Genomic DNA, 26117 nt, shown 5'->3' on the forward strand with positions numbered 1-26117 from the left:
AGCATTGTCGAACTACGTCAGCAGGAGGCTGCGCGATGGCACGGAACATCCAGTCGCTCGAACGAGCCGCTGCGATGCTGCGGCTCCTGGCGGGCGGCGAGCGCCGGCTGGGTCTGTCGGACGTGGCGACCTCCCTCGGCCTGGCCAAGGGGACCGCGCACGGGATCCTGCGCACTCTGCAGGCCGAGGGTTTCGTGGAGCAGGACCCCGCCTCGGGCCGCTACCAGTTGGGCGCCGAGCTGCTCCGTCTGGGGAACAGCTATCTGGACGTGCACGAACTGCGCGCCCGCGCGCTGGTCTGGACGGACGACCTGGCCCGCGCCAGCGGCGAGAGCGTGTACGTGGGCGTGCTCCACAAGAGCGGGGTGCTGATCATGCACCACGTGTTCCGCCCGGACGACAGCCGTCAAGTGCTGGAGGTGGGGGCCATGCAGCCGCTGCACTCCACGGCCCTGGGCAAGGTGCTGTCCGCGTACGACCCGGTGGCGCACACGCAGGTCGTGGAGGTCGAGCGGGAGGCGTTCACGCCCCGTACGGTCACGGACGGCGCGGGTTTCGAGGAGATCCTGGACCTGACGCGGGCCCGCGGCTGGGCATCGGACGTCGAGGAGACCTGGGAGGGTCTGGCCTCGGTGGCGGCGCCGATCCACGACCGGCGCAGGATGCCGGTGGGCGCGGTGGCGGTCGTGGGTGCCGTGGAGCGGGTCTGCACGGAGTCCGGGGAGCCCCACGCGACGCTGGTCGCGTCGGTCCGGGACTGCGCGAGGTCGGTTTCGCGCGACCTTGGCGCGGGCCGGTTCTGACCTTGCATTGATCGCATCCGGAGGCGCTTTCTCCGCTATCCGGATGCCTTGCGCCATTTTTTGATCATCAGATGGCTGGATTTGGTCGATCGCACCGACTGGTAACGATCCGACTCTTGACCTGGTCAACCCTTGACGCCTTCTTCACCCGGGCGGAAAACTGCCGTTCATCGGTCGGCATTGTCGAACACCTACCGGCAATACGCGTTAGGGTGTGACAAGGCCAAGGACCGGTGCAGCACTCACCGAGTGCGTGGGCCACCGGAGGGACCCGGTGTCCACGTACCCCTGGACGTAAGACAAAGGAGTCGCGGGTGTCCAGCTCCGACATCTTCATCGGCGAGACCATCGGTACCGCCCTGCTCACACTGCTCGGTGGCGGCGTCTGCGCCGCCGTCACGCTGAAGAGCTCCAAGGCCCGCAACGCGGGTTGGCTCGCCATCACGTTCGGCTGGGGTTTCGCCGTACTGATCGCCGCCTACGTCTCCGCGCCCCTCTCCGGCGCCCACCTCAACCCGGCGGTCACCGTCGGCCTCGCGATCAAGAACGGCGACTGGGGCAACGTCCCGGTGTACTTCGCCGGACAGCTCCTGGGCGCGATGCTCGGCGCGGTGCTGATGTGGGTCACGTACTACGGCCAGTTCCGTGTGCACCTGGCGGACCCGGAGCACATCCGCGACGCGAAGCTCGGCCCGGAGGACCCGCACCCGCACGACGTGGCGGGCCCGGTCCTCGGGATCTTCTCCACCGGTCCGGAGATCCGCAACACCGTCCAGAACCTGGCGACCGAGATAATCGGCACCGCCGTCCTGGTCCTGGCGATCCTGACCCAGGGTCTCCAGGACGACGGCAAGGGCCTCGGCGTCATCGGCGTCCTGATCACCTCGTTCGTGGTCGTCGGCATCGGCCTCTCGCTCGGCGGTCCGACCGGCTACGCCATCAACCCGGTCCGCGACCTCGGTCCGCGCATCGTCCACGCCCTGCTGCCGCTTCCCAACAAGGGCGGCTCCGACTGGGCATACTCCTGGATCCCGGTCGTCGGCCCGCTCGTCGGTGCCGCCGCCGCCGGTGGTCTGTACAACATCGCGTTCGCCTGATCAGCATCGGCACGTATCGCAAGATCCGCACCGCCCCCTGATTCCGCCAACCCAGAGACCTGCCAGGAGCACCCACCATGACCAGCAGCACCGGCCCCTTCATCGCCGCGATCGACCAGGGCACCACCTCCTCCCGCTGCATCGTGTTCGACCGCGACGGCCGCATCGTCGCCGTCGACCAGAAGGAGCACGAGCAGATCTTCCCGAAGCCGGGCTGGGTCGAGCACGACGCCGCCGAGATCTGGACCAACGTCCAGGAGGTCGTCGCCGGAGCCATCGCCAAGGCCGAGATCACCGCCGCGGACGTCAAGGCCGTCGGCATCACCAACCAGCGCGAGACCACCCTGCTGTGGGACAAGAACACCGGCGAGCCGGTGCACAACGCGCTGGTCTGGCAGGACACCCGCACCGACGCCCTGTGCAAGGAGCTCGGCCGCAACGTCGGCCAGGACCGCTTCCGCCGCGAGACGGGCCTCCCGCTCGCCTCGTACTTCGCCGGCCCCAAGGTCCGCTGGCTGCTCGACAACGTCGAGGGCCTGCGCGAGCGCGCCGAGGCCGGCGACATCCTCTTCGGCACCATGGACTCGTGGGTCATCTGGAACCTCACGGGCGGCGCCCAGGGCGGCGTGCACGTCACCGACGTCACCAACGCCTCGCGCACCATGCTGATGAACCTGCACTCCCTGGAATGGGACCCGAAGATCGCGGAGTCGATGGGGGTCCCGACCAACGTCCTCCCCGAGATCAAGTCCTCCGCCGAGGTCTACGGCCACGTCAAGGAGGGCGTCCTCGCCGGCGTCCCGGTCGCCTCGGCGCTCGGCGACCAGCAGGCCGCCCTGTTCGGGCAGACCTGTTTCGCCGAGGGCGAGGCCAAGTCCACCTACGGCACCGGCACGTTCATGCTGATGAACACCGGCGACCAGATCATCAACTCCTACAGCGGCCTGCTGACCACGGTCGGCTACCGGATCGGCGACCAGAAGCCGGTCTACGCGCTGGAGGGCTCCATCGCCGTCACCGGCTCGCTCGTCCAGTGGATGCGCGACCAGATGGGCCTGATCAAGTCCGCCGCCGAGATCGAGACCCTGGCCTCCTCCGTCGAGGACAACGGCGGCGCCTACTTCGTGCCCGCCTTCTCCGGTCTCTTCGCCCCGTACTGGCGCTCCGACGCCCGCGGTGTGATCGCCGGCCTCACCCGGTACGTCACCAAGGCGCACATCGCCCGTGCCGTCCTGGAGGCCACCGCCTGGCAGACCCGTGAGATCACCGACGCCATGACCAAGGACTCGGGCGTCGAGCTCGCCGCCCTCAAGGTCGACGGCGGCATGACCTCCAACAACCTGCTGATGCAGACGCTCTCGGACTTCCTGGACGCACCGGTGGTGCGCCCCATGGTCGCCGAGACCACCTGCCTCGGCGCCGCCTACGCCGCCGGCCTGGCCGTCGGCTTCTGGCCCGACACCGACGCCCTGCGCGCCAACTGGCGCCGCGCGGCGGAGTGGACCCCGCGGATGCCCGCCGAACAGCGGGACCGCGAGTACAAGAGCTGGCTCAAGGCCGTCGAGCGGTCCATGGGCTGGGTCGACGACGAAGACGCCAGCTGACCGCTCAGCCGGCGCAATCGACGAGTAAGTAGGAGTCAAGCGATATGAGCAGCCCGCAGAGCGTTCCCGCCCTGGGTACGCACCCGACCGCCGGTTCGAACCCGAGCCGCGCCGAGACCCGCGAGCAGTTGGCCAAGGCCACGTACGACCTGCTGGTCATCGGCGGTGGAATCCTGGGCACCTCGGTGGCCTGGCACGCCGCGCAGTCGGGTCTGCGGGTCGCCATGGTGGACGCCGGCGACTTCGCCGGCGCCACCTCCTCCGCCTCGTCCAAGCTGGTGCACGGCGGCCTGCGCTACCTGCAGACCGGTGCGGTCAAGCTGGTCGCCGAGAACCACCACGAGCGCCGGGTGCTGGCCAAGGACGTGGCCCCGCACCTGGTCAACCCGCTCACGTTCTACCTCCCGGTCTACAAGGGCGGCCCGGTCGGCGCCGCGAAGCTGGGCGCGGGCGTGTTCGCGTACTCGGCGCTCTCCGCCTTCGGTGACGGCATCGGCAAGGTCATATCCCCGGCCCGTGCCGTCGCCGACAACCCGGGTCTGAAGACGGACAACCTGAAGGCCGTCGCCGTCTACTACGACCACCAGATGAACGACTCCCGCGTGGCCGTCATGACGGTCCGCGCGGCCGTCGAGTCGGGCGCGGTCGTCCTGAACCACGCCGAGGTCACCGGTCTGCGCATGACGCGCGGCCGGGTCAGCGGCGCCGAGCTCAAGGACCGTCTCGACGGCACCGAGTTCGGGGTCGACGCGCGCGTCGTGCTCAACGCCACCGGCCCGTGGGTGGACCACCTGCGGCGCATGGAAGACAAGCACTCGATGCCGTCGATCCGTCTGTCCAAGGGCGCGCACATCGTGATGAAGCGCAAGTCGCCCTGGAAGGCCGCCATGGCCACCCCGATCGACAAGTACCGCATCACCTTCGCCCTGCCGTGGGAGGACCAGCTGCTGCTCGGCACCACCGACGAGGTGTACGAGGGCGACCCGGCGGACGTGCGCGCCACCGAGGCCGACATCCAGCAGATCCTCGACGAGGCGGCGTTCTCGGTGAAGGACGCGGACCTCGACCGTTCCCTGATGACGTACGCCTTCGCGGGCCTGCGGGTGCTGCCCGGCGGCCCCGGCGGGGTGGAGAAGGCCAAGCGGGAGACCGTGGTCTCCGAGGGCGCGGGCGGCATGCTGTCGGTGGCCGGCGGCAAGTGGACCACCTACCGCCACATCGGCCGCGTGGTGATGGAGAAGCTGGCGAAGCTCCCGGGCAGCCCGCTGACCGAGGACATGGAGCCGCTGAAGTCGCTGGTGCGCCGGATCGCCCTGCCCGGTGTCGCCAACCCGAACGCGGTGGCGCACCGGCTGCTGGTGGACCGGGAGCCCGGGGCGCGCATGGACCCGCTGACCGCCCGGCACCTGGCCTCGCACTACGGTTCGCTGGCCTTCGACATCGCGCGGCTGGCGAACGAGGACGCGGCGCTCGCCGAGCGCATCCACCCGGACGGTCCGGAGATCTGGGCGCAGGTCGCGTACGCCCGTGACAACGAGTGGGCCGAGACGGTCGACGACGTGCTGCGTCGCCGTACCACGGTGACGGTCCGCGGCCTGGACGACGACGCGGTGCGCGCCCGTGTCCAGGAGATGCTGGGCGACAAGGCTTAGCCTGCTCGGCAGGTGGGCAGAGGGGCGGTTCCGAGGGGAACCGCCCCTCTGTCGTGGGCTGTGGTTGGTGTCGTTTCAAGGCTTAGGCTGACCCACGTACGCAAGGGAACTTCGGAAGGAGACCTGGGTGATCGAGCTTGAGGGCGTGCCCGAGCTGATCGACCCGGTCATGGTGGCCGCGTTCGAGGGCTGGAACGACGCGGGTGACGCCGCCTCCGGTGCGGTGACGCACCTGGACCGGGAGTGGAAGGGCGAGGTCTTCGCGGCTCTGGACGCCGAGGACTACTACGACTTCCAGGTCAACCGGCCGACGGTCTGGCTGGACAACGGGGTACGGAAGATCACCTGGCCGACGACGCGTCTGTCGGTGGTCAGGATCGGTGGCGCCAAGCCGCGCGACCTGGTGTTGGTGCGGGGCATCGAACCGTCCATGCGCTGGCGGTCGTTCTGCAACGAGATCCTCGGCTTCGCCCACGAGTTGGGCGTGGAGATGGTCGTCATCCTGGGGGCGCTGCTCGGGGACACACCGCACACCCGGCCGGTCCCGGTGAGCGGTGTGACGTCCGACGCCGACCTGGCGCGCACGATGGACCTGGAGGAGACCAAGTACGAGGGTCCGACCGGGATCGTGGGCGTGCTCCAGGAGGCCTGTACGCACGCGGGCGTGCCGGCGGTGTCGCTGTGGGCGGCGGTGCCGCACTACGTGTCGCAGCCGCCGAACCCGAAGGCGACGCTGGCGTTGCTGAACCGGCTGGAGGATCTGATCGACATTCGGATCCCGCTCGGCGAACTCCCCGAGGACGCGCGGGCCTGGCAGTTGGGCGTGGACCAACTGGCCGCCGAGGACAGCGAGGTGGCCGAGTACGTGCAGACGCTGGAGGAGGCGCGGGACACCGCGGACCTGCCGGAGGCCTCGGGGGACGCGATCGCCCGGGAGTTCGAGCGGTACCTGCGTCGCCGTGATCCGGCGGCCGATCCGGGCACGGCCGGGGACGGCGGCTCGTACTTCCGCGACCTCTCGGGCGGCGGTCGTCCGCAGCCGAGGCCGCGGCCCGGACCGGAGGAGTCGGCGGGCTCGCCCGAGGCGCCCGACACACCGGACACGGACGAGGACACCCCCGAGGCCTGACCGGCCGGTCGCCGGGGCGCGCTTCGTTGTCGGGGAGCGGTGCTCCCCCGCGTTCTACAGGGCCACGCCCAGCAGGGCGTCGACCGTACGGGAGACCAGGCCGGGGGCCGACTCGTCGTCGCCGGACGCGGCGATCTGGAGTTCGACCCAGCGGTCCACCGCGGCCAGCGCGGCGGGGGCGTCCAGGTCGTCGGCGAGGGCCTCGCGGACCTCCTCGACCAGAGTGTCGGCGGGGATGCCGTCGGGTCGTGACACGGCCGCACGCCAGCGTTCGAGGCGGGCGACCGCCTCGGCGAGGACCTCGTCCGTCCACTCCCAGTCGGCCCGGTAGTGGTGGGCCAGCAGCGCGAGTCGGATGGCCGCCGGGTCGACGCCGGCGCGGCGCAGCGCGGAGACGAAGACCAGGTTGCCCTTCGACTTCGACATCTTCTCGCCGCGCAGGGCGACCATGCCGGCGTGGACGTACGCCTTGGCCATCGGGAACTCGCCCGTCAGGGCCTGTGCGTGCGAGGCGCCCATCTCGTGGTGCGGGAAGGCCAGGTCGGAGCCGCCACCCTGGATGTCGAAGCCCATGCCGAGGTGGTCGAGGGCGATGGCGACGCACTCGATGTGCCAGCCGGGCCGGCCGCGGCCCAGCGAGCCGCCGTCCCAGCTCGGCTCGCCCGGGCGGGCGGCCATCCACAGCATCGGGTCGAGAGGGTTCTTCTTGCCGGGGCGCTCGGGGTCGCCGCCGCGTTCGGCGGACAACAGCCGCATCGCCTCGGCGTCGAGGTGGGAGACCTGCCCGAAGTGGGGGTCGGACTCCACGGAGAAGTAGATGTCGCCGTCGAGCTCGTAGGCGGCGCCCGCCTCCCGGAGCCGTTCGACCAGCGGCACGATGCCGGGTATGGCCTCGACGGCGCCGATGTAGTGCCGGGGCGGCAGCATCCGCAGGGCGGTCATGTCCTCGCGGAAGAGCGCCGTCTCGCGTTCGGCGAGCTCGGTCCAGTCCTGGCCGTCGCGCAGCGCCCGCTCCAGCAGCGGGTCGTCCACGTCGGTGACGTTCTGGACGTAGTGAACCTGCCGCTTGTTGTCGAGCCACACGCGCTGGACGAGGTCGAACGCGTTGTAGGTCGCCGCGTGACCGATGTGGGTCGCGTCGTACGGGGTGATGCCGCAGACGTAGATACGGGCGACGGGACCGGGGTCGAGGGTGATCGTCCCTTGGGTCGCGGTGTCGTGGATCTGGAGGTCGCGGCCCTTGCCAGGAAGGGCGGGGACCTCAGAAGCGGGCCAGGCATGCATGCTTCGAGACTAACCGGACTGGTGTTCCGGAATCGAACCGGACCTGCACTGTTGGCTTGATCGACACTCTTGCGATCTGGCCGGTTCCATGCATGTCGCGCCGGCCTGTTCAGACCGGCGGCCAGGGGATCGCGGGCCACTGCCCGGACGGCTTCGGATGGGCCCCCGTGCGCACCAGATGGGCCACACGGGCCCGTACGGCGTCCAACTCGACGGCGGTGATCAGTTCGGCCAGCCGGGTGGCGAGCGGGCCTCCGTCGGCCAGCTGCTCGGCCAGGGAGGTCAGCGCCGACCGGGCCTCGTCCGTCAGCGACTCCCCCGCCCACCCCCAGAGCAGGGTGCGCAGCTTGTCCTCCGTGTGGAAGGTCACTCCGTGGTCGATGCCGTAGAGCCGCCCGTCGGGGGCGGGCAGCAGGTGGCCGCCCTTGCGGTCGCCGTTGTTGATCACGGCGTCGAGGACGGAGAGCCGGCGCAGCCGGGGGTCGTCGGCGTGGACGAGCAGCGCCGTGCGGCCCTCGCCCACCTCGGCGAAGGCCACCGGCTTCCAGCCCTCCCCCGCCTCCTCGCCCTCGACCAGCGCGAGGAGCTCGGCCTCCGGTGATTCCCCGGCGTCGATCCAGTGCTGGACCATGCCCTCGCCGTACGGGCCGTCGCGCAGCACGGTCGTCGGCACGAGTCCCCAACCGGTGGCCTCGGAGACCAGGTAGGCGGCGCGCTCGCGTTGGGCGAGGTTGCCGTCGGGGAAGTCCCACAGCGGCCGCTCGCCCTTGATCGGCTTGTAGACGCAGTCGACGCTCTCGCCCTCGTGCGTCACCGTGCAGAACAGGACGGCGTTGGAGGCCTCGGCGATGCGGGCGCGGACGGTCAGCTCACCTCGGGTGAGCAGCTCCTCGATCGGGGTCACGGGGCTCACGCCTGGCGCCGGTAGCCGTTCTGGCGCGGACACACGTGCCCTTCGGGGTCGAGCGGCAGGCTGCACAGCGGGCACGGCGGACGGCCCGCGTTGACGACGTCCAGGGCGCGTTTGGCGAAGGCCCGCGCCTGGCTGCCGGAGAGGCGGACGCGGAGCATCGGTGGCCCGTTCTCCTCGTCCTGGAGCAGGCGCTCCTCCGCCTCGGCGAGATCCTCTTCCGAGTCCGCGTCGAGTTCGACGAGCGCCTGGGCCTCGACGATCATGCGCTGCTCCTCGCCGTCCCAGGCGAGCGCCATGGTCCCGACGCGGAACTCCTCCTCGACGGGGACGTCGAGCGGTGCGGTGTCGGGCGCCTCGGTGGGGGCGACGGCGGGGACGGGCGCGTTGCCGCCGGTGCGCCGCACGACCTCGTCCAGCAGCTCGTCCATCCGCTCGGCCAAGGCCGCGACCTGCGTCTTCTCCAGGGACACGCTCGTGACCCGGGGGCCCGAGGAGGCCTGCAGGAAGAACGTACGACGTCCAGGCAGACCGACCGTGCCGGCCACGAAGCGGTCCGGCGGGTCGTAAAGGAAAACCTGACGGGGCACGTCCAGTCTCCAAGTTTCGGCGGCGGGGGGAGGGGCGGTGCTGTGCAGTTGTGTTGGCCCGTCCACCCTACTGCGCCGTTCGATCAGGCCGCGCCCGCACCGCCCCCCACGACGGCGTTCCCGTCGGCTTCGGGATCGCGCGGGGTCTCGGGGGACGCGCGCGGGATCAGCGACCCGAAGTCCCCGGTGTCGCCGAGCCGGAACACGAAGGGGCGGGTCGCGGTGTAGCGGATCGCGGTGATCGAGCAGGGGTCGACGTGGATGCGCTGGAAGAGGTCGAGGTGCATGCCGAGGGCGTCCGCCACAAGGGACTTGATGATGTCCCCGTGCGAGCACATGAGGAAGACGGCGTCGCCGCCGTGCTCTTCCTCGATCCGCGCGTCCCACTCGCGCACGGAGTCCACGGCGCGGGCCTGCATGGTCCGCATGGACTCTCCGCCGGGGAAGGACGCCGCCGAGGGGTGCTGCTGGACGATCTTCATCAGGGGTTCGTCGGCGAGTTCGGAGAGCTTGCGGCCGGACCAGTCGCCGTAATGGCACTCGCCGATCCGGTCGTCGGTGTGCTCGGTCAGCTCGGGCCGGGCGGCGAGCAGCGGGGCCAGCGTTTCCCGGCAGCGCTGGAGCGGGCTGCTGACGACGGCCGCGAGGGGCACCCCGGCGAGTCGCCCGGGCAGCGCGGCGGCCTGTTCGGCGCCGCGTTCGTCGAGGGCCACTCCCGGGGTCCATCCGGCGAGCAAGCCTGCGGTGTTGGCGGTGGACCGCCCGTGTCGTACGAGGATCAGCGTGGCCATGCGCCCAGCCTAAGCGGTGCCGCCTGTGTGCGGGCGGGGTGGGCGCAGGGAAGAATGCCCCGGGTGATTGTCGACTGCGCGATGTACCGGGACGGCCGCCGTTCCCAGGCCCCGAAGGACTTCTCGGACGCCCTGGACGAGGCCCGGGCCAGTGGTGACGCCTTCGTCTGGGTCGGCATGCACGAGCCCACCGCGAAGGAATTCGAGCACGTCAGCCAGGAGTTCGGCCTGCATCCCCTGGCGGTGGAGGACGCGCTGGGGGCGCACCAGCGGCCGAAGCTGGAGGTGTACGACGACTCGCTCTTCGTGGTCCTCAAGCCGGTGATGTACGACGATGCGACGGACACCGTGACCACCGGCGAGCTGATGGTCTTCATCGGGGATTCGTTCGTGGTCACCGTCCGGCACGGCGAGGGGGCCGCCCTGACCGCCGTCCGGCACCGTCTGGAGCACGAGCCGGAGGTGCTCAGGCACGGGCCGACGGCGGTGTTGTACGCGGTGTCCGACGCCGTGGTGGACCACTACATCGAGGTGGCGGCCGAGCTCCAGTCGGACCTGGAGGAGTTGGAGGCCGAGGTGTTCGCGCCGAACGTGACGGACACGAAGAACACCGCCGCCCGGATCTACGGCTTCAAGCGGCAGGTGTTGGAGTTCCGTCGGGCGACGAGTCCGCTGCTCCAGCCGATGGACCGCCTCGCCTTCGGCAGCGTGCCGTTCGTGCACGATCACGCGCAGCCCTTCTTCCGCGACGTCGCCGACCACCTGACGAAGGCGAACGAGTACATCGAGGGCCTGGACCGGCTGCTGTCGGACGCGCTGGCGGCGCATCTGGCGCAGATGGGTGTCCGGCAGAACGACGACATGCGCAAGATCTCCGCCTGGGCGGCGATGGCGGCCGTCCCGACGATGGTCGCGGGGATCTACGGCATGAACTTCGACCACATGTGGGAGCTCCACCAGCGCTGGGGCTATCCGGTACTGCTGGTGGTCATGGTGGTGCTGTGTCTGGGTCTGCACCGGATGTTCAAGCGCCGCGGCTGGCTCTAGGCCGTCTCCTTCGACCCTGCCGTCCGGCCGCTCAGGCGAACTCGGGTGCGGTGACGGGTTCACCGCCCAGCGCGTCGCGCCGTTCGGGCAGGCGCAGGTCGATCATGCGGTGCCAGCCGCTGAAGCGCTCGTACGCGTACATGCCGCGGATGCCGGCGGCGAGCGCGGCGGACTTGGGGGCGGGCCAGCGCAGGATGCGCCCCATGCGCGCCATCACGGCGAGGCTCACGTCCCGGTAGACGCCGATCTCGGCGAGCGCGCTGGTGCGCAGGGTCCGCTGGATGGTCCGGGCGTGGCCCTCGCGGGCAAGGCGCAGGAGTTCCTCGTGGCAGTAGGCGAGGTGGTTGTCCTCGTCGTGGCTGATCATGCGGATGGCCTTGCCGATCTCGGGGTGGTCCCCGAAGCACCTGACCAACATCACCATCTGGTCCGCGGCGCGCTGCTCGGTGACCCGGCTGTGCGCGAGGTAGACGACGATGTCCTCCTCGGTCAGCGGTTCGTCGCCGCGCAGCCTGTCGTGGGCGAGCCCGATGCCGCGCCGCTCCAGCAGCATCGTGTAGTCGGTCTCGGGAGGGACGGGGACCTCCGGCAGTCCGCGTTTGCGGAGCAGGGCCCGGAAGATCCGGCCGTGCTTGTCCTCGTCGGCGCCGTGGCGGGTGATCTTGGGTGCGAGATCGCGCATGCCGACCGGCACGAGGGCCGCGATCCGGGCGTTCTCCCAGCCGCCCTGGGACTCCCCGCCGGCAGCGATGGAGCAGAACAGCTGGAAGGACTCGTCGTGGTCGACGATCTCCTGGAACAGGCTGCGGGCAGAGAGCATGTAACGAGTCAAATGCGGATGGAGCGGACGGGCAACCGATACGTCGCACCGCTCGGCCGAATGAACGAACCGAAGGCGATGCCCGCAGGGCGTAACCCGGGGGCCGCCGATCGCGTTGTTGGCGGTGTCGGCCGTGGCGGGGAAGACCCCCCGAGCCCCCACCACGGCCGCAGAACTTCCGACTCCTCGCCTCAGGCGAGACCCGCCAGTTCCATCGCCTCGGTCCCGGCGCGCAGGGCGGTGATCCGCTCTTCCAGCGTGAATCCGGCCGGGGCCAGCGTCAGGGTCGTGACCCCGGCCTCCGCGTAGGCCCGCATCCCGTCCGCGATCCGCTCCACCGAGCCGAGCAGGGTGGTCGAGTCGATCAGCGAGTGCGGGACGGCGGCCGCCGCGCCCGCCTTGTCGCCGGCCAGGTACTTCTCCTGGATCTCGGCCGCTTCCTTCTCGTAGCCCATCCGCTGGGCCAACTGGTTGTAGAAGTTCTGCTTGGCGCTGCCCATGCCTCCGACGTACAGCGCGGTGTACGGGCGGAACATGTCCGCGAGCCCGCCCACGTCGGCGCCCACGGCCAGCGGCACGGTCGGACAGACGTCGAAGCCGTCCATCGTCAGGCCCGCCTTCTCGCGGCCCGCGCGGATGTGCCGCAGGGCCGTCTCCTCCAGGTGCTCCGCCGCCGGGAAGATCAGCAGGGCGCCGTCGGCGATCTCGCCCGTCTGCTCCAGGTTCTTCGGACCGATCGCGGCGATGTAGAGCGGGATGTGCTCGCGCTCGGGATGCACGGTGAGCTTGATCGGCTTGCCGGGGCCGCCGGGCAGCGGGAGGGTCCAGTGCTGCCCTTCGTAGCTCAGCCGCTCGCGGCTCATCGCCTTGCGGACGATCTCCACGTACTCGCGGGTCCGGGCGAGCGGCTTGTCGAACTTCACGCCGTACCAGCCCTCCGAGACCTGCGGTCCGGAGACCCCGAGGCCGAGCCGGAAGCGGCCCTTGGTGAGCGAGTCCAGGGTGGCGGCCGTCATGGCCGTCATGGCGGGCTGGCGGGCCGGGATCTGGAAGATGGCCGAGCCGACGTCGATCCGCTCGGTCTGGGCCGCGACCCAGGCCAGGACCGTGGCCGCGTCCGAGCCGTAGGCCTCGGCCGCCCAGCAGACGTCGTACCCGAGGCGGTCGGCCTCCTGGGCGACGGCGAGGTTGTCGGCGTCCATGCCCGCACCCCAGTAACCGAGATTGATGCCGAGCCGCATGTGTCGTCCCCTTACCGGTTTACCGATCAGTAACGTTGGTCTGCGGGGGACTGTAGCGCGCCACGGTGCCCCGCGTCAGTGCCCCAGTAGTCTCAGCGCTCATGGAGCAGAGGCATCTCGGCCGCACCGGACTGCGCGTCTCCCGGATCGGCCTCGGCACCCTGACCTGGGGACGGTCCGCCGAAGGACCCGACGAGGCGGGCACGGCCGAGCAGTTGAAGACCTTCTGGGATGCGGGCGGCACCTTCGTCGACACCGCCGACGTGTACGGGGGCGGGGAGGCGGAGTACCTCCTGGGGCGGTTGATCGGCGGAGCCGCGCCGCGGCGGGAACTGGTGATCGCCACCAAGTCGGGGTCCGTACGGGACCCGGATCGGCGCTTCGACTGTTCGCGCGGCCACCTGCTGGCCGCGCTGGACGATTCGCTGGCCCGCCTGGGCACCGACTACGTGGACCTGTGGCAGGTGCACGCCTTCGACCCGGGCACCCCGCTGGAGGAGACCCTCCAGGCCCTGGACCTGGCCGTGAGCAGCGGACGGGCGCGGTACGCGGGGGTGGCCGGCTTCAGCGGCTGGCAGTTGGCGAAGGCGGCGACCTGGCAGTTGGCGGCGCCGGGGCTGCGGACCCGCCTGGCGTCGACGCAGATGGAGTACTCGCTCCTCCAGCGGGGCGTGGAGCGCGAGGTGCTGCCGGCGGCGCTGGACCTGGGTGTGGGGCTGCTGCCCTCGTCTCCGCTGGGGCGCGGGGTCCTGACGGGCAAGTACCGGGACGGGACGCCCGCGGACTCACGGGCCGCGTCGGAGACCCTGGCGGGGTTCGTGGACCCGTACCTGGACGATCCCGCGAGCCGGATCGTGGACGCGGTGGCGACGGCGGCGCAGGGGCTGGCGGTGACCCCGCTCCAGGTGGCGCTGGCGTGGATCCGCGACCGGCCGGGAGTCGTCGCGCCGATCGTCGGCGCGCGGACGGCGGCGCAGCTCGGCGCGGCGCTGTCGGTGGAGGCCCTTAGTCTTCCCGAGGAGATCTGCCGTGCGCTGGACGACGTGTCGGCGCCCGTGCACCGCTACCCCGATCAGGACTGGAGCACGCTGTGAGTACGGACCGTCAGGCCCCCGAGCCCGCCGCCGCGGATGAACTGGCCGCCCCCGGCCCGGAGGGCGAGCCCACGGACGGCTCCGACGGCGTCGCTCCGCCGGAGGCGGATCCGGCCGCCGAAGCACCGTCCGAGCCCCCGTCGACCCCGGAGGTCGCCCCGGAGGCCGAGCAGGATGCCGCGCCGGATTCCGGATCGGACGCCGACGGGCCCGAGGGCGACGCCCCGGTGCCGTCGGTGACGGACACGACCGCGGACGCGGACGCGGACGCGACAGCGGAGGAAGACGGCTCCGATCCGCGGGCCGCGTCCGACGCCGACGATGCCGAGGGCGGTGACGCCGAGCCGGGCGCCACGCCCACCGGGGACGCGGCCGGGGCCGACGCCGAGGCCGCCAAGCCCGCGCCCAGCGAGGCGGCGGCGGAGTTGGCCGCGCAGAAGGTCGAGCGGGAGCGGATCGCCCGGCGCAAGGCGGAGCGCGAGGCGCCGATCGAGGCCGGCGCGAAGCTCAGCGGGACGGCCGCCGACCTGCTGGCCGCCGTACGGGCGGTGGAGAGCGGCGCCAAGCCCGCTCCCGTGTACTTCGACGACGCCCCGGCCGCACCGCGCCCGGCTCCGGCCGCCGCTCCCCCGCAGCCCCGCACCCCCGCACCCGTCGCGGCGGTCGCCGTCGGCGACGTCGACGCCGTACGCGCCGTCCTGCTGCGCGGTGGCGCTCCCGAGGCCCTGGCGGCCCAGGCCGCCGGCGTGCTCGGCGAGGGCGCGGCCGAGCGGCTCGCCGAGGACCCCTGGCTGCTGTTGGCGGTGGCCGGGGTGCGTCCCACCCAGGCGGACGGATTCGCCCGGGCCCTGCTGGGCCCCGAGGCGGGCCCGGCCGACGAGCGCCGCAGCGCCGCACTGGTGGGCTGGCTGCTGGACCAGGCCGCCCTGAAGGGACACACCGCGCTGGAGGCCCCGATCCTGGAGAAGGCGCTGGCCCAGTACGGCGTCCCGGACGCCGGGGAGGCGCTGGAGCAGGCCATCGGGGACGGCACGGTGCTGGTGTTCAACGAGCCGTTGGACCCGCCGGGCACGGAGTACGCCGAGGGCGAGGAGCCCCCGGTGCGCGTCCTCGTCGGTCTGGAGGGCTGCGCCCTGGCCGAGGAGAGCCTGGCCGACGGGCTGGCCCGGCTCGCCAACACCTTCGGCGGGGCGGCCGATTGGGAGAAGGCCGCCACCGGACCGGGCGCCGATCTGATCCGGGCGGTCTCCGGCCACGGCCTGGTCACCCATACCGGTGGCGAGGCGGCCCGCGCCGAACCGACGGCCCTGCTCGCGGCCGCCCGGGAGTTCGGGCTGCGGGCGTGCCTGGCCGCCCACGCGCCGCACGAGGGATCCGTGACCGTGGCGGGCCTGCTCGCCGGCGCCGAGGGGCCCGGGCGCGACGCCGACGGACAGTTCGTTCTGGACCTGCTCATCGTCCTGGACGCCCCCCAGTTGGACGTGGAGACCGCCGCCGCGCTGGTGGAGTCGGTGCCGGACGGTGCCCGACTGGTGCTGTCCGGGGACCCCGGCGTCCTCGGTTCGGCCGGGCCGGGGCGGGTGTTCGCGGATGTGTTGGCGGCCCGCGCCTGCCCGCAGTCGGTCTCCCGCGTCCCGGACCCCGGTCCGCTCGGCGAGCTGGTCTCGGGCATCGGGATCGGGGAGCTGAACCAGGTCGAGGCTCCCGGCAAGGAGGTCGTCATCGTCCCGGTGCGCGACGCCGGGGAGGCCGTGCACCGGACCGTTCAGCTGGTGGCCGAGTCGGTGCCCCGCGCGTTCGGCGTCCCGGCGGACGGCGTACAGGTCATCACTCCCGGCCACGGCGGCTCGGCGGGCACCCGGGCGCTGAACACCGCCCTCAAGGAGCGGCTGAACCCCGGCCCCGGCCGGTTCCACGGCTTCGACCCCGGTGACCGGGTGGTCCACGTGCCCTCGCCGGGGCGGGCGCTGCCCGCGCGGGTGGTGTCGGCCGACGCCGAGGGGCTGCACCTGGACGCCTCGGGCGAGCGGATCGTCGTACCTCGGGAGCAGGTGGAGGCGCGGGTCCGGCACGGCTGGGCGGTGACCGCGCACCAGGCCGTGGGCACGCGCTGGCCCGCGGTGGTCGTGGTCCTGCCGGGGGACGCGGCGGAGGCCCTGTCGCGGGACTGGGTGTACACGGCGTTCGGGCGGGCCGAGCGTCACCTGTCCGTGGTGCACGGCGTGGACCAGGCGCTGCCGGTCGCGGTGGCCCAGGGGCTGCCCAAGCCGCGCACGACCCGCCTGACGGGCCTGCTGCGGGCCCTGGTGGCCTCGGCGGAACAGCCCCGCTAGCGGAGGTGACGACGGTGTGCCCCCGCCCGGGTCCGGGCGGGGGCACACCGTCGTACGGGGCGAGGGGTCAGGCCGGGGTCAGGCCCGGCGCGGTGGCCTCCTCGGCCTCGTCGTCCTCGAAGTCGTCCGGCTCCTCGTCGAAGACCGCGCTCACGTCGAACCGGTGCAGGACGTCCTGCGGGTCGGTGTGCCCGAAGGGGGTGTCCAGCCACTCACCCGGTTCGGCGATCTCCTCCGAGGCGGCGAGCCACAGCGTGGAGTCCCCTTCCTCCAGGCCGAACTCCTTGTAGCGGGAGGCGATCTCGTCGGGCTCGTACTCCCCGAAGAGCACGCCGAGGGCACCCGCGGTGCCCCCGTCGTCGACCAGCTCGGCGTCCCGGTCGTGCGCGGCGACACGCTCGGCCTGGGCGATCAGTCGCTGGGGTTCCACGACGGCGTAGTCGCGGCGGATGAGCACGCTGAAGGCGGCGGGCTCGGCGGGGCCGGTGTACGGGACACCGTCCTCGGGCGTCGGGATCTCGAAGGGGGTGACCTCGTCGTAGCGGTCGTACAGGAGCTCGTCGTACTCCTCGGCGGCTGCGGCGAGTTCGTTGAAGGCGGCGTAGACGGCCGGGTCCTCGTCCCCGATCCTGCTCTCGACCGCGGCGAGGTGACGGTCGAGCGCGGCCTTGACCGCCTCGGCGGCGGCACGTACCTCGGCAACAGTGGGCAGAGCGGCATCAGACATAGTGCAGACGCTATCCGTAGCAGGGCTCTGCCCGCACAATAGATGCGATGCCGGAATACGAATTTGTCGACGTGTACGTGCCCCGCGGGGTTCCTCGCCACGAGGCCACCCGCCTGTTGACCGACCATGCCGAGTACGGGCACTGGGAGCTGGACCGACTGACATTGCACCGGGACGGCAGTCGCCGCGTGCGGTTGCGCCGCCGGATCATCCGCCAGGTCCGCGCCACGTGGTGACGCGGGTCCCGGGGGCGGGACCCGCGTCCTGAGGGCGGTCAGGCGGCGTTGCGGGCGCGCCGGTAGAGCAGGGCGCCGGCCAGCAACAGCCCGCCCGCGAGCGGAACGCCGGCGCTGAGGACGTCACCGGCGCCGGTGGCGGCAAGCGCTTGGCCCGGTCCGGGCTTCACGGGAGTACCGGGGTTGCCGGGCGTGCCCGGGGTCCCGGGGTTGCCGGGCGTACCCGGGTTGCTCGGGGTGCCGGGGGTGCCGGGGTTGCCCGGGGTGCCAGGGTTACCGGGCATACCGGGGTTGCCCGGGGTGCCGGGGCTACCGGGCGTACCCGGATTGCCGGGGGTGCCCGGGTTGCCAGGCGTACCGGGGTTGCCAGGCGTACCCGGGTTACCGGGAGTACCCGGGTTGCCCGGCGTACCGGGGTTGCCCGGCTCGTCGTCGTCGCACGGCTCGTCCGGGTGGCCCGGGTGACCGGGGTTTCCGGGGTGACCGGGGTGCCCGGGGTGGCCCGGGTTTCCGGGGTGACCCGGCTGGCTCGGCTGGCTCGGCCGTGTCGGCTTGCCGGCGTTGTCGCAGCGGTTGCCGAAGGCGGGGTTCAGACCTCCCACCACGTTCACGGTGTTCCCGCAGGCGTTCACCGGTACGTCCACGGGCGCCTGGAGGTTGTTCCCGGACAACAGTCCCGGGGAGTTCGCGGCATGGCCGGACGCTCCGGCGTCCGCCTGGGCGACACCGCCACCCAGCGCGAGAACACCTCCCGCGGCCGCCATGGTGATCAGGGTCTTCCTGGTGACCTGTACTACCGGTCGTCGCATCTGTACTCGTCCCCTGTTGTGCACGTTTCGGTCGACGCGCGGGCCCTGCAGGCTCCCCCGCCTGCCACGCCGAGATGTCGGAAGCCGGGCCGCGTGATCGAGATCGGGCCCGGAAAAGCCCCGTGGCCCCGGAGCGCTGGAACGCGCTCCGGGGCCCGGGACTTCAGATACGTCAGGCGTTGACGCAGGTGTTGCCGAAGGCCGGGTTCAGCAGACCGATCACGTTGATCGTGTTGCCGCAGACGTTGACCGGCACGTGGACCGGAACCTGGACGACGTTGCCGGACAGGACACCGGGCGAACCGATGGCCGCACCCTGGGCACCCGCGTCGGCGGCAGCCATGCCCGCACCCGCGAGAATGAGACCACCAGTGGCAGCCGCAGCGGCGACAACCTTCTTGAGCATTGTTCCTCCTAGTAGGCAAGTGCGGCCCCAGCCGCGGACCGCACCACCTGTAACGAGGAAGGATCACCGGGGCTACGAGCGTATGAGTGCATTCACTCTTCTCGGTGACGTCCGCACACCCTCCCGAATCTCGCGCCTCAGGCGTTGTCGATGAATCGGTCGAGCACCCGAACACCGAACTTCAGCCCGTCCACCGGCACCCGCTCGTCCACGCCGTGGAACATGCCGGCGAAGTCCAGCTCCGGGGGCAACTGGAGCGGGGCGAAGCCGAAGCAGCGGATGCCGAGGTCGTCGAAGGACTTGGCGTCCGTGCCGCCGGAGAGCATGTACGGGACCGCGCGCGCGATCGGGTCCTCCGCCTTCAGCGCGGTCTGCATGGCGTCGACGAGCTTCCCGTCGAAGTCCGTCTCCAGGGCCTTGTCCGCGTGGACGTCCTCCCGCTTCACGCGCGGGCCGAGGATCCGGTCGAGGTCCGCGAAGAACTCGTCCTCGTGACCGGGCAGGAAGCGACCGTCCACGTGCGCGGTGGCCTGGCCGGGGATGACGTTGACCTTGTAGCCGGCGCCCAGCATCGTCGGGGCCGCCGAGTTGCGCAGGGTGGCCCCGACCATCTTGGCGATGCCGCCGAGCTTGGCGAGCGTCGCGTCCATGTTGTCGGGGTCGAGGGGGGTTCCGAGCGCGTCCGAGAGTTCGTCCAGGAAGGACCGCACGGTCTTGGTCACGCGCACCGGCCACTGGTGGCGGCCCAGCCGGCCCACGGCCTCGCACAGCTCCGTGATGGCGTTGTCGTTGTTGGTCATGGAGCCGTGGCCCGCGGTGCCCTCCACCGTGAGCCGCATCCAGTGCATGCCCTTCTGGGCGGTCTCCACCAGGTACAGGCGCAGGTTCTCGTTGACGGTGAACGAGAAGCCGCCGACCTCGCCGATGGCCTCGGTGACCCCCTCGAAGAGGCCGGGGTGCTTGTCGACGAGGTGCCGGGCCCCGTAGACGCCGCCCGCCTCCTCGTCGGCGAGGAAGGCGAGCACGATGTCGCGCGGGGGCTTGCGGCCGCTGCGCATCCGGTCGCGCACGACGGCCAGCGTCATCGCGTCCATGTCCTTCATGTCGACGGCGCCGCGCCCCCACAGGCACCCGTCCGCGATCTCTCCCGCGAACGGGTCGTACGTCCAGTCCGCGGCGTTGGCGGGGACGACGTCGGTGTGGCCGTGGATCAGCAGCGCCGGCCGGGAGGGGTCCTCGCCCTCGATGCGCGCGACGGTGGAGGCACGTCCCTTGTGCGATTCGAAGATCTGCGGCTCCAGCCCGACCTCGGCCAGCTGCTCCGCGACCCACTCGGCCGCTTTCCGCTCACCGGGGCCGGAGTGGTCCCCGTAGTTGCTGGTGTCGATCCGGATGAGGTCACGGCAGAGGTCGACGACCTCGTCCTCACCGGAGACGGTCCTGCCCGCGCTCGATTCGCTCACGCTGCTTCCTCCCACTGATCAGTGCCGACTTCCTCCCCCCATCCTCGCCCCACGGGCCGCCGTCCCCAAGGGTGATCCCCGGTCACCGGGGGGTGTGATCGAGGACCCCGGAATGTTTGGTAATGTTTTCCACGTCGGAACGGCCCGCGAGGGACGCGAGACAGACACCTTGTCCGGGTGGCGGAATGGCAGACGCGCTAGCTTGAGGTGCTAGTGCCCTTTATCGGGCGTGGGGGTTCAAGTCCCCCCTCGGACACCAATCAGCAAGAGACCCCACTTCGTGTGGGGTCTTTTGCGTGTCCGGGCCGCGGCGTCGGAGGCCGCCGGTCGGCGCGTTCCGTGTCGCCGCCGGGCAGCCGGATGCCGGCTCGGGCACCGCCGCTCCCGGGGCGGCCCGGGTTTCGCGCCCACGGCACCGGCCACTCCGTGCGGCCTAGGCCCCGCGCGGTCGCTGGGTCCTTCGACGACGCTTCGCGGGGTGGTCCGAGTCGTCCTCGGCCGTGGGCAGGGCGGCGTCGCTGTCCGCGTGGTCGTTCACCCAACCGCAGAGCGGGCAGGCGTACCGGCCGTTGAGCCCCGCGATCAAGGTCCCGCACCTGCTGCATTCGGTCTCTGTGATCTCCAGCGCGGACAAAGGGGGTTGCTCGTCCCGTGGAGGGGGCGCCGGTAGCCATCGCGTCATGGGAGCACGCTACCGCCGTGGTGTCCGGCGGGGTCGCCCGAGTCCCGTTCAGGGGCGGCCGGCCACGTGCAGGGGGCGGGAGGCGCCGAGGCCCGCGGCGACCTGCGGGATCAGCAGGACCAGGAGCACGATCAGCGGGAGCGTCCAGGTGTGGGAGGCGTCGTGGATCGCGCCCAGGACGGCGGGGCCGGTGGCGGCCAGGGTGTAGCCGAGGCACTGGGCCATGCTGGAGAGCTGCGCGGTGTGCCGGGCGTCGGGCGCGCGGTGCAGGATGAACAGGAGCGCGAGGCTGATCGCCACGCCCTGGCCGAGGCCGAGCAGGACCATCCAGAGGTACGCGCCGGCGACCGGGGCGACGAGGAGCCCGGTGAAGCCGAGGGCGCACAGGACGGCGCCGAGGGCGGCGAGGGTTCCCGTACCGATCCTGCGGCCGGCGACGACCGGTGCGAGGAAGGAACCCGTGATGCCGAGCAGCGAGGAGAAGGAGAGCATCCACCCGGCGTTGGCGGGGCTCGTCCCGGCGTCCGTGAGCAGGGTGGGCAGCCAGGCGGCGGCCGCGTAGTAGCCGAGGGACTGCAGTCCCATGTAGGCGGTGACCTGCCAGGCGAGCGGGGAGCGCCACAGGCCGCGTACGGGATGGGCCGCGGCGCGGGCGGTGGCCGCGGCGGTCCGGGTGCGGGAGCGGGTCTGCGGGAGCCAGACGAGGAGCGCGACCAGGGCGAGCGCGCCCCAGCAGGCGAGGGTGGTCCGCCAGGTCATGTCGCCGGCCTGCCGGACGGGCAGGGTGACGCCGGCGGCGAGGGCGGCGCCGCCGAAGAGGGACATGGAGTACAGGCCGGTCATCAGGCCGGTGCGGGTGGGGAAGTCGCGCTTGATCAGTCCGGGGAGCAGGACGTTGGCGACGGCTATGCCCGCGCCGATGACGACCGTGCCGGCGAACAGGGCGGCCACGCCGTCGAGCGTGCGCAGGGCCGTGCCCGCGCAGACCAGGGCCATGGTGGCGAGGAGGGCGCGTTCCGTGCCGAGGCGGCGGCCGATGCGGGGGGCGAGGGGCGCGAGCAGGCCGAAGCAGAGCAACGGGAGCGCGGTGAGCAGGCTGACGGAGGCGGCCGACATCCCGCTGTCCACCCGGATGGTGTCGGCGAGGGGTGAGACGGCGACCAGCGCGGGGCGCAGGTTGAGCGCCAGCAGGACGACCCCGGCGGCGAGGAGGAAGGCCCTGCGGCCTCCGATGCCCGGCGGGGTCCCGGGTCCCGGCGGCGGGGGTGCGGGGGCCGCGGGTCGACCGGTGCGGGTGGTGGCGCTGTCAATCACGTGGTGCTCCTGAGGTGTGCCGCGCGTCCGGCCGCGCGTCCGGCCGCCCGGTCAGGGCGGCCACGCCTTCGGCGAGGTGGGCGGAGACCGCCGCTTCCGCGGCGTCGGGGTCCCGGGCCTCGATGGCGTCGGCGATCGCCTGGTGGGCGTCGAGCTGGTGGCGTACGGAATCGGGGACCGGGGCGCTGACGACGGAGTGGACGCCGGCCCGCAGCGCGCTGCCGAAGTGCTCGTAGAGGTCGGTCAGCACGCTGTTGTGGGCGGCGGCGACGACGGCGCGGTGGAAGGCGAGGTCCGCGTCGACGAAGGCGTCCATGTCGCCGCTCTCCCAGCCTCGGGTGCGCTCCGCCATGGCCTCGCGCAGGGCGGCGACATCCTCGGGGGTGCGGCGGAGCGCGGCGTGGCGGACGGCGTCGCGTTCCAGCGCGGAGCGGACCTCGTAGGCCTCCAGTTCGCCGGAGCGGCGCAGGCGGCGCTGGACGGCCGCTCCGAAGTCGCTGCTGGCGCGGACGTAGGTGCCGTCGCCGCGCAGGGGTTCGAGGAGTCCGGTGTGGACGAGGGCGCGGACGGCCTCGCGGACGGTGTTGCGGCCGACGCCGAGCTGTTCGATCAGTACGGGCTCGGCGGGGATCCGGGTCCCGACCGGCCACTCGCCGTCGGCGATCAGGGTCTCCAACTGCGCGATGACCTGGTCGACGAGGGTGGCGCGGGGGGTGCTGCGCAGCGGCATGGTCCGGTCCTCTCGATTCCGTGGCTGGGAACATGGGAACATCCCATGTTTGAGGAAGCAAGTCGGCCGTTGTTGGCCCCGGGAAGCACGCGGGCCCCCCGCGCCGGGTCGGAACTCCGGTGCGGGGGGCCTCGCGGGCGGGTCGGGCGGGTCAGCCGCGGGCGGCGGCGATCTCCGCCACGCGGCGGCGGACCAGGAACCAGCCGCCGACCAGGGCCGCGCCGATGACGGGCACGAACATGACCGTGGTGCGGCCCACGCCGCCGTCGGACCACATCAGGACCAGGACGGTGGCGAGGAAGACGAGGGTGACGATCTGGGTGTAGGGGGCCCAGGGAAGTCGGTAGGCGGGGCGCTCCACGCGGCCCTGCCGGGAGCGGCGCCAGAAATGCAGCGAGCAGAGCATGACCATGGCCCACGTGCCCAGGATGCCGAGCGAGGCGAAGTTCAGGACGATCTCGAAGGCGTCCTTGGGCATGAAGTAGTTCAGACCGACGCCCGCGACGCCGAAGGCCGCGGTGAACAGGACGCCGCCGTAGGGGACCTTGCCCTTGTTCATGACGCCGGTGAACTTCGGCGCGGAGCCGGACATCGCCATGGAGCGCAGGATCCGGCCGGTGGAATAGAGGCCGGAGTTCAGGCTGGAGAGGGCGGCGGTCAGCACGACCAGGTTCATGATGCCCGCGGCGCCGGGGATGCCGAGCTTGTCGAAGACCGTGACGAAGGGGCTCTGACCCTCGGAGTACGAGGTGTAGGGGAGCAGCAGGGCGAGCAGGACGACCGAGCCGACGTAGAAGATGCCCACGCGCCACATGATCGAGTTGATCGCCTTCGGCATGATCTTCTCGGGGTTCTCGGTCTCGCCGGCGGCGACGCCGCACAGCTCGACGGAGGCGTACGCGAAGACGACGCCCTGGATCACCAGGAGCATCGGGAGCATGCCGACGGGGAACAGGCCGCCGTTGTCGGTGATCGAGGACAGACCCGGGGTGTGGCCGTCGATCTCGTGGCTGGTGGCGACGAGGTAGATGCCGACGAGCAGGAAGATCGTCAGGGCGGCGACCTTGACCAGGGAGAACCAGAACTCCATCTCGCCGAAGTACTTCACCGAGATCAGGTTCGCGGTGAGGACGACGGCGAGGGCGACGAAGGCGAGGACCCACTGGGGGACGTCGGTGAACATCGCCCAGAAGTGCGCGTAGGTCGCGGCGGCGGTGATGTCGGCGACGGTGGTCGTGGACCAGTTGAGGAAGTAGAGCCAGCCCGCGGTGTAGGCGCCCTTCTCCCCCATGAACTCACGCGCGTACGAGACGAAGGCGCCGGAGGAAGGGCGGTACAGGACGAGCTCGCCGAGGGCGCGCACCACGAAGAAGGCGAAGACTCCGCACACCGCGTAGGCGATCGCGAGGGAGGGCCCGGCGCCGGCGAGCCGGCCACCCGCACCGAGGAACAGGCCGGTGCCTATCGCCCCGCCGATGGCGATCATGTTGATGTGGCGGGACTTGAGGTCCTTGCTGTAGCCCTCGTCACCGGCGTCGACATGCGGGGAGGGCGCCGTGGCGGGAGCCTCGGCCAAGGTGCGGTCACTCATGTACTGACTTCGCCTTCGTGGGTGGGACAGGCAGGTCAGAACCGCCGCGCGGGAACGTTCTGTGGTGTCTCCGGCGCCGCGGTCCGTGTGTGGTCGCCCCAGGAGACCATGAGGCTCCGCTACCCGCCAAAACCCGGTCCATGTGCGCGGAAGCCCCCGACGACCTTGGAAAGGGGTGTCGGGGGCCTCTTCGGAGCTCGATTGCGTGGCGGCGAGATCAGTCCCCGGGGGTGGGGTCCGCGGCCTGGTCGAGCCGGAACGCCTCGTTGCCCAGACCGATCCGGGCGTGCGCGTCGGGGCGTCGGGACTTGAGCACCAGCCCGTGCGCGAGGCCGCCCGCGGCGGCCAGTGCGATGATGCCGGGCAGCACCCAGGTGAGCACGGAACCGTCCTCGGCGCCGACGAGGACGGCGAAGTCCTTGACCGTGTAGACGGCGATGAACAGGAGCGCCAGACCGGCCGCGCCGGCCGCGACGAGCCGCCAGACCTGGGCGCCGGCGGTGCCGCGGCGGACGAAGAAGGCGATCACGGCGAAGGAGGCGGCGGCCATGAGGAGCGTCACACCGAGGGCGCCCACGCTGCCCATCCAGGTGAACAGGTGCAGCACGGGGGCCGTGGGGTCGCCGGCGGGCCCGTCGTCGGTGACGGCGAAGGCGAGGACCACGACCGCGGCGATGGCGGTCTGCAGGAGCGAGCCGGTGCCGGGGGCGCCGGTGCCGGCGTTGGTGCGGCCGAAGGCGGCCGGGAGGAGTCCCTCGCGGCCCATGGCGAAGGCGTAGCGGGCGACCACGTTGTGGAAGCTGAGCATCGCCGCGAACATGCCGGTGACGAAGAGGACGTGCAGGACGTCGGTGAAGCCGGCGCCCAGGCGGCTCCCGGTGAGCTCGAAGAGCAGGCCGGGGCCTGCGGCGGCGGCGGTCTTGACGACGTCGGCGGGTCCGGTGGCGACGGTGAGCGCCCACGCGCTGAAGGCGAAGAACAGCGCGCCGAACCCGACGGCGAGGAACATCACCCGGGAGACGACGATGTGCGGCTTGCTGGTCTCCTCGGCGTAGACCGGGGACTGCTCGAAGCCGACGAAGGCGGCGATGCAGAAGCACAGGGCGGTGCCGAGGCCGGCGCCCGTGAGGGTCTCGGGGTTGAAGGCGTGCAGCGAGAGGCCTTCGGGGCCCGGCTTGCCGAGGGCGGCGACGTCGAAGACGACGACGAGCGCGCATTCGATGAGGAGCAGGACGCCGAGCACCTTGGCGTTGAGGTCGATCTTGAGCCAGCCGAGCGCGCCGGTGGCCGCGACCGCGATCAGGGCCGGTATCCACCAGGCGAGTTCGACCTCGAGGTAGGTGGCGAAGAGGCCGGAGATCTCGAAGCCGAGGATGCCGAAGACGCCGACCTGCATGGCGCTGTAGGCGATGAGGGCGACGAAGGAGGCGGAGGCGCCGGCGGTGGGGCCGAGGCCGCGCGCGATGTAGGCGTAGAAGGCGCCGGCGTTGTGGACGTGTCGGCTCATCTCGGCGTAGCCGATGCTGAACAGCGCGAGGACGGCGCCGAGCACGACGAACAGCAGCGGCTGACCGACGATGCCCATGACGCCGAAGATGGTGGGCATGACACCGGCGACCACCATCAGGGGGGCGCTGGCGGCGAGCACGGAGAGCAGCAGGCCGGCGGTGCCGAGGCGGCCGGCGCGCAGGGCCCGGTCCTGCCCCTTGTACGTGCGTATCTCGGCGGGGTCGGTGAGCGTGGCGGATCTGCCCGTCGCCATGG

The 26117-nt window shown here is 71.8% G+C and carries 24 protein-coding genes and 1 tRNA gene; 10 read left to right on the forward strand and 15 right to left on the reverse strand.

Annotated features, from left to right (window positions below; translation table 11 throughout):
• Positions 1 to 35: 35 nt before the first annotated feature.
• The 5 genes from ACFYW3_RS17615 (at position 36) to ACFYW3_RS17635 (ending at position 6285) form a co-directional block, all read left to right on the forward strand.
• Positions 36 to 803: an IclR family transcriptional regulator gene (locus tag ACFYW3_RS17615; RefSeq protein WP_351752005.1), complete on the forward strand. Its 768-nt coding sequence runs from the start codon at positions 36 to 38 to the stop codon at positions 801 to 803.
• 314 nt (positions 804 to 1117) lie between these two features.
• The gene (locus tag ACFYW3_RS17620) at positions 1118 to 1900 is read left to right on the forward strand and encodes an MIP/aquaporin family protein (protein WP_389386694.1); all 783 of its coding nucleotides are present in this window, start codon (positions 1118 to 1120) and stop codon (positions 1898 to 1900) included.
• Between the two features lie 77 nt (positions 1901 to 1977).
• Positions 1978 to 3504 carry a glycerol kinase GlpK gene (gene glpK, locus ACFYW3_RS17625; protein ID WP_351375586.1) on the forward strand — a complete coding sequence of 509 codons (1527 nt, stop codon included), beginning with the start codon at positions 1978 to 1980 and terminating at the stop codon, positions 3502 to 3504.
• Positions 3505 to 3548: 44 nt separating this feature from the next.
• Positions 3549 to 5156 carry a glycerol-3-phosphate dehydrogenase/oxidase gene (locus ACFYW3_RS17630; RefSeq protein WP_351752001.1) on the forward strand — a complete coding sequence of 536 codons (1608 nt, stop codon included), beginning with the start codon at positions 3549 to 3551 and terminating at the stop codon, positions 5154 to 5156.
• A 127-nt stretch (positions 5157 to 5283) separates the two neighbouring features.
• Complete coding sequence (locus ACFYW3_RS17635) at positions 5284 to 6285, forward strand: PAC2 family protein (protein WP_351751999.1); 1002 nt, start codon at positions 5284 to 5286, stop codon at positions 6283 to 6285.
• Positions 6286 to 6339: 54 nt separating this feature from the next.
• Here ACFYW3_RS17635 and mshC read toward each other — a convergent pair whose 3' ends face one another.
• The 4 genes from mshC to ACFYW3_RS17655 all read right to left on the reverse strand — a co-directional run bounded on the left by mshC (position 6340) and on the right by ACFYW3_RS17655 (position 9860).
• Entirely contained in the window at positions 6340 to 7569 is a 1230-nt protein-coding gene (gene mshC / locus ACFYW3_RS17640) for a cysteine--1-D-myo-inosityl 2-amino-2-deoxy-alpha-D-glucopyranoside ligase (RefSeq protein WP_351751997.1), read from the reverse strand.
• A 109-nt stretch (positions 7570 to 7678) separates the two neighbouring features.
• Positions 7679 to 8473, reverse strand: a complete 795-nt coding sequence (locus tag ACFYW3_RS17645) for an SCO1664 family protein (protein WP_351751995.1) — start codon at positions 8471 to 8473, stop codon at positions 7679 to 7681.
• A 5-nt stretch (positions 8474 to 8478) separates the two neighbouring features.
• Positions 8479 to 9069 carry a DUF3090 domain-containing protein gene (locus tag ACFYW3_RS17650; RefSeq protein WP_351751994.1) on the reverse strand — a complete coding sequence of 197 codons (591 nt, stop codon included), beginning with the start codon at positions 9067 to 9069 and terminating at the stop codon, positions 8479 to 8481.
• A gap of 83 nt (positions 9070 to 9152) precedes the next feature.
• Positions 9153 to 9860: a histidine phosphatase family protein gene (locus ACFYW3_RS17655; RefSeq protein ID WP_351751992.1), complete on the reverse strand. Its 708-nt coding sequence runs from the start codon at positions 9858 to 9860 to the stop codon at positions 9153 to 9155.
• 54 nt (positions 9861 to 9914) lie between these two features.
• Here ACFYW3_RS17655 and corA point away from each other — a divergent pair, with 54 nt between their 5' ends.
• On the forward strand, positions 9915 to 10907 hold the full coding sequence (gene corA / locus ACFYW3_RS17660; RefSeq protein WP_351751991.1) for a magnesium/cobalt transporter CorA: 993 nt from the start codon (positions 9915 to 9917) through the stop codon (positions 10905 to 10907).
• Between the two features lie 31 nt (positions 10908 to 10938).
• Here the strand turns inward: corA and ACFYW3_RS17665 are convergent, their stop codons facing one another.
• Positions 10939 to 11727 (reverse strand): ferritin-like domain-containing protein, encoded by a 789-nt coding sequence (locus ACFYW3_RS17665; RefSeq protein WP_351751989.1) that lies wholly within the window; start codon positions 11725 to 11727, stop codon positions 10939 to 10941.
• Between the two features lie 191 nt (positions 11728 to 11918).
• On the reverse strand, positions 11919 to 12968 hold the full coding sequence (locus tag ACFYW3_RS17670) for an LLM class F420-dependent oxidoreductase (RefSeq protein WP_389386695.1): 1050 nt from the start codon (positions 12966 to 12968) through the stop codon (positions 11919 to 11921).
• A gap of 101 nt (positions 12969 to 13069) precedes the next feature.
• Between ACFYW3_RS17670 and ACFYW3_RS17675 the strand changes: the two genes are divergently transcribed.
• Complete coding sequence (locus ACFYW3_RS17675; RefSeq protein WP_351751985.1) at positions 13070 to 14062, forward strand: aldo/keto reductase; 993 nt, start codon at positions 13070 to 13072, stop codon at positions 14060 to 14062.
• 41 nt (positions 14063 to 14103) lie between these two features.
• On the forward strand, positions 14104 to 16395 hold the full coding sequence (locus tag ACFYW3_RS17680) for an ATP-binding domain-containing protein (protein ID WP_389386761.1): 2292 nt from the start codon (positions 14104 to 14106) through the stop codon (positions 16393 to 16395).
• Between the two features lie 67 nt (positions 16396 to 16462).
• On the opposite strand, the gene ACFYW3_RS17685 is transcribed toward ACFYW3_RS17680, so the two are convergent.
• A complete protein-coding gene (locus ACFYW3_RS17685; protein WP_053678798.1) occupies positions 16463 to 17122 on the reverse strand; it encodes a hypothetical protein in 660 nt (219 codons plus the stop codon).
• 47 nt (positions 17123 to 17169) lie between these two features.
• Between ACFYW3_RS17685 and ACFYW3_RS17690 the strand changes: the two genes are divergently transcribed.
• Positions 17170 to 17358: a DUF5703 family protein gene (locus ACFYW3_RS17690; RefSeq protein ID WP_053678800.1), complete on the forward strand. Its 189-nt coding sequence runs from the start codon at positions 17170 to 17172 to the stop codon at positions 17356 to 17358.
• A 38-nt stretch (positions 17359 to 17396) separates the two neighbouring features.
• Here the strand turns inward: ACFYW3_RS17690 and ACFYW3_RS17695 are convergent, their stop codons facing one another.
• The 3 genes from ACFYW3_RS17695 to ACFYW3_RS17705 form a co-directional block, all read right to left on the reverse strand.
• Positions 17397 to 18167: a chaplin family protein gene (locus ACFYW3_RS17695; protein ID WP_389386696.1), complete on the reverse strand. Its 771-nt coding sequence runs from the start codon at positions 18165 to 18167 to the stop codon at positions 17397 to 17399.
• A gap of 172 nt (positions 18168 to 18339) precedes the next feature.
• Positions 18340 to 18573: a chaplin ChpH gene (gene chpH / locus ACFYW3_RS17700; RefSeq protein ID WP_053678804.1), complete on the reverse strand. Its 234-nt coding sequence runs from the start codon at positions 18571 to 18573 to the stop codon at positions 18340 to 18342.
• A gap of 137 nt (positions 18574 to 18710) precedes the next feature.
• Positions 18711 to 20036 carry a M20/M25/M40 family metallo-hydrolase gene (locus ACFYW3_RS17705; RefSeq protein WP_351751979.1) on the reverse strand — a complete coding sequence of 442 codons (1326 nt, stop codon included), beginning with the start codon at positions 20034 to 20036 and terminating at the stop codon, positions 18711 to 18713.
• 171 nt (positions 20037 to 20207) lie between these two features.
• Between ACFYW3_RS17705 and ACFYW3_RS17710 the strand changes: the two genes are divergently transcribed.
• Positions 20208 to 20295, forward strand: a tRNA-Leu gene (locus ACFYW3_RS17710).
• Positions 20296 to 20469: 174 nt separating this feature from the next.
• Here ACFYW3_RS17710 and ACFYW3_RS17715 read toward each other — a convergent pair.
• The 5 genes from ACFYW3_RS17715 to ACFYW3_RS17735 form a co-directional block, all read right to left on the reverse strand.
• Positions 20470 to 20622, reverse strand: a complete 153-nt coding sequence (locus ACFYW3_RS17715; protein ID WP_351751977.1) for a hypothetical protein — start codon at positions 20620 to 20622, stop codon at positions 20470 to 20472.
• A gap of 144 nt (positions 20623 to 20766) precedes the next feature.
• Positions 20767 to 22032 (reverse strand): CynX/NimT family MFS transporter, encoded by a 1266-nt coding sequence (locus ACFYW3_RS17720; RefSeq protein WP_389386697.1) that lies wholly within the window; start codon positions 22030 to 22032, stop codon positions 20767 to 20769.
• Positions 22025 to 22762, reverse strand: coding sequence for a FadR/GntR family transcriptional regulator (locus ACFYW3_RS17725; protein ID WP_389386698.1), 738 nt, complete (start codon positions 22760 to 22762; stop codon positions 22025 to 22027). The genes ACFYW3_RS17720 and ACFYW3_RS17725 overlap by 8 nt, the downstream gene beginning before the upstream one ends.
• Positions 22763 to 22913: 151 nt before the next feature.
• The gene (locus tag ACFYW3_RS17730) at positions 22914 to 24353 is read right to left on the reverse strand and encodes an amino acid permease (RefSeq protein WP_389386699.1); all 1440 of its coding nucleotides are present in this window, start codon (positions 24351 to 24353) and stop codon (positions 22914 to 22916) included.
• Positions 24354 to 24570: 217 nt separating this feature from the next.
• Positions 24571 to 26115 carry an APC family permease gene (locus tag ACFYW3_RS17735; protein ID WP_389386700.1) on the reverse strand — a complete coding sequence of 515 codons (1545 nt, stop codon included), beginning with the start codon at positions 26113 to 26115 and terminating at the stop codon, positions 24571 to 24573.
• Positions 26116 to 26117 lie beyond the last annotated feature (2 nt).

Origin of the sequence: Streptomyces sp. NPDC002602, assembly GCF_042889445.1 — a bacterium.
Taxonomy (GTDB): domain Bacteria; phylum Actinomycetota; class Actinomycetes; order Streptomycetales; family Streptomycetaceae; genus Streptomyces.

Coding starts and splice junctions, on each gene's coding strand:
- glpK (WP_351375586.1), top strand. CDS start 1,978: ATGACCAGCAGCACCGGCCCCTTCATCGCCGCGATCGACCAGGGCACC.
- mshC (WP_351751997.1), bottom strand. CDS start 7,569: ATGCATGCCTGGCCCGCTTCTGAGGTCCCCGCCCTTCCTGGCAAGGGC.
- ACFYW3_RS17725 (WP_389386698.1), bottom strand. CDS start 22,762: ATGCCGCTGCGCAGCACCCCCCGCGCCACCCTCGTCGACCAGGTCATC.
- ACFYW3_RS17675 (WP_351751985.1), top strand. CDS start 13,070: ATGGAGCAGAGGCATCTCGGCCGCACCGGACTGCGCGTCTCCCGGATC.
- ACFYW3_RS17735 (WP_389386700.1), bottom strand. CDS start 26,115: ATGGCGACGGGCAGATCCGCCACGCTCACCGACCCCGCCGAGATACGC.
- ACFYW3_RS17685 (WP_053678798.1), bottom strand. CDS start 17,122: ATGTCTGATGCCGCTCTGCCCACTGTTGCCGAGGTACGTGCCGCCGCC.
- ACFYW3_RS17655 (WP_351751992.1), bottom strand. CDS start 9,860: ATGGCCACGCTGATCCTCGTACGACACGGGCGGTCCACCGCCAACACC.
- ACFYW3_RS17670 (WP_389386695.1), bottom strand. CDS start 12,968: ATGCGGCTCGGCATCAATCTCGGTTACTGGGGTGCGGGCATGGACGCC.
- ACFYW3_RS17690 (WP_053678800.1), top strand. CDS start 17,170: ATGCCGGAATACGAATTTGTCGACGTGTACGTGCCCCGCGGGGTTCCT.
- corA (WP_351751991.1), top strand. CDS start 9,915: ATGCCCCGGGTGATTGTCGACTGCGCGATGTACCGGGACGGCCGCCGT.
- ACFYW3_RS17630 (WP_351752001.1), top strand. CDS start 3,549: ATGAGCAGCCCGCAGAGCGTTCCCGCCCTGGGTACGCACCCGACCGCC.
- ACFYW3_RS17665 (WP_351751989.1), bottom strand. CDS start 11,727: ATGCTCTCTGCCCGCAGCCTGTTCCAGGAGATCGTCGACCACGACGAG.
- ACFYW3_RS17615 (WP_351752005.1), top strand. CDS start 36: ATGGCACGGAACATCCAGTCGCTCGAACGAGCCGCTGCGATGCTGCGG.
- ACFYW3_RS17730 (WP_389386699.1), bottom strand. CDS start 24,353: ATGAGTGACCGCACCTTGGCCGAGGCTCCCGCCACGGCGCCCTCCCCG.
- ACFYW3_RS17695 (WP_389386696.1), bottom strand. CDS start 18,167: ATGCGACGACCGGTAGTACAGGTCACCAGGAAGACCCTGATCACCATG.
- chpH (WP_053678804.1), bottom strand. CDS start 18,573: ATGCTCAAGAAGGTTGTCGCCGCTGCGGCTGCCACTGGTGGTCTCATT.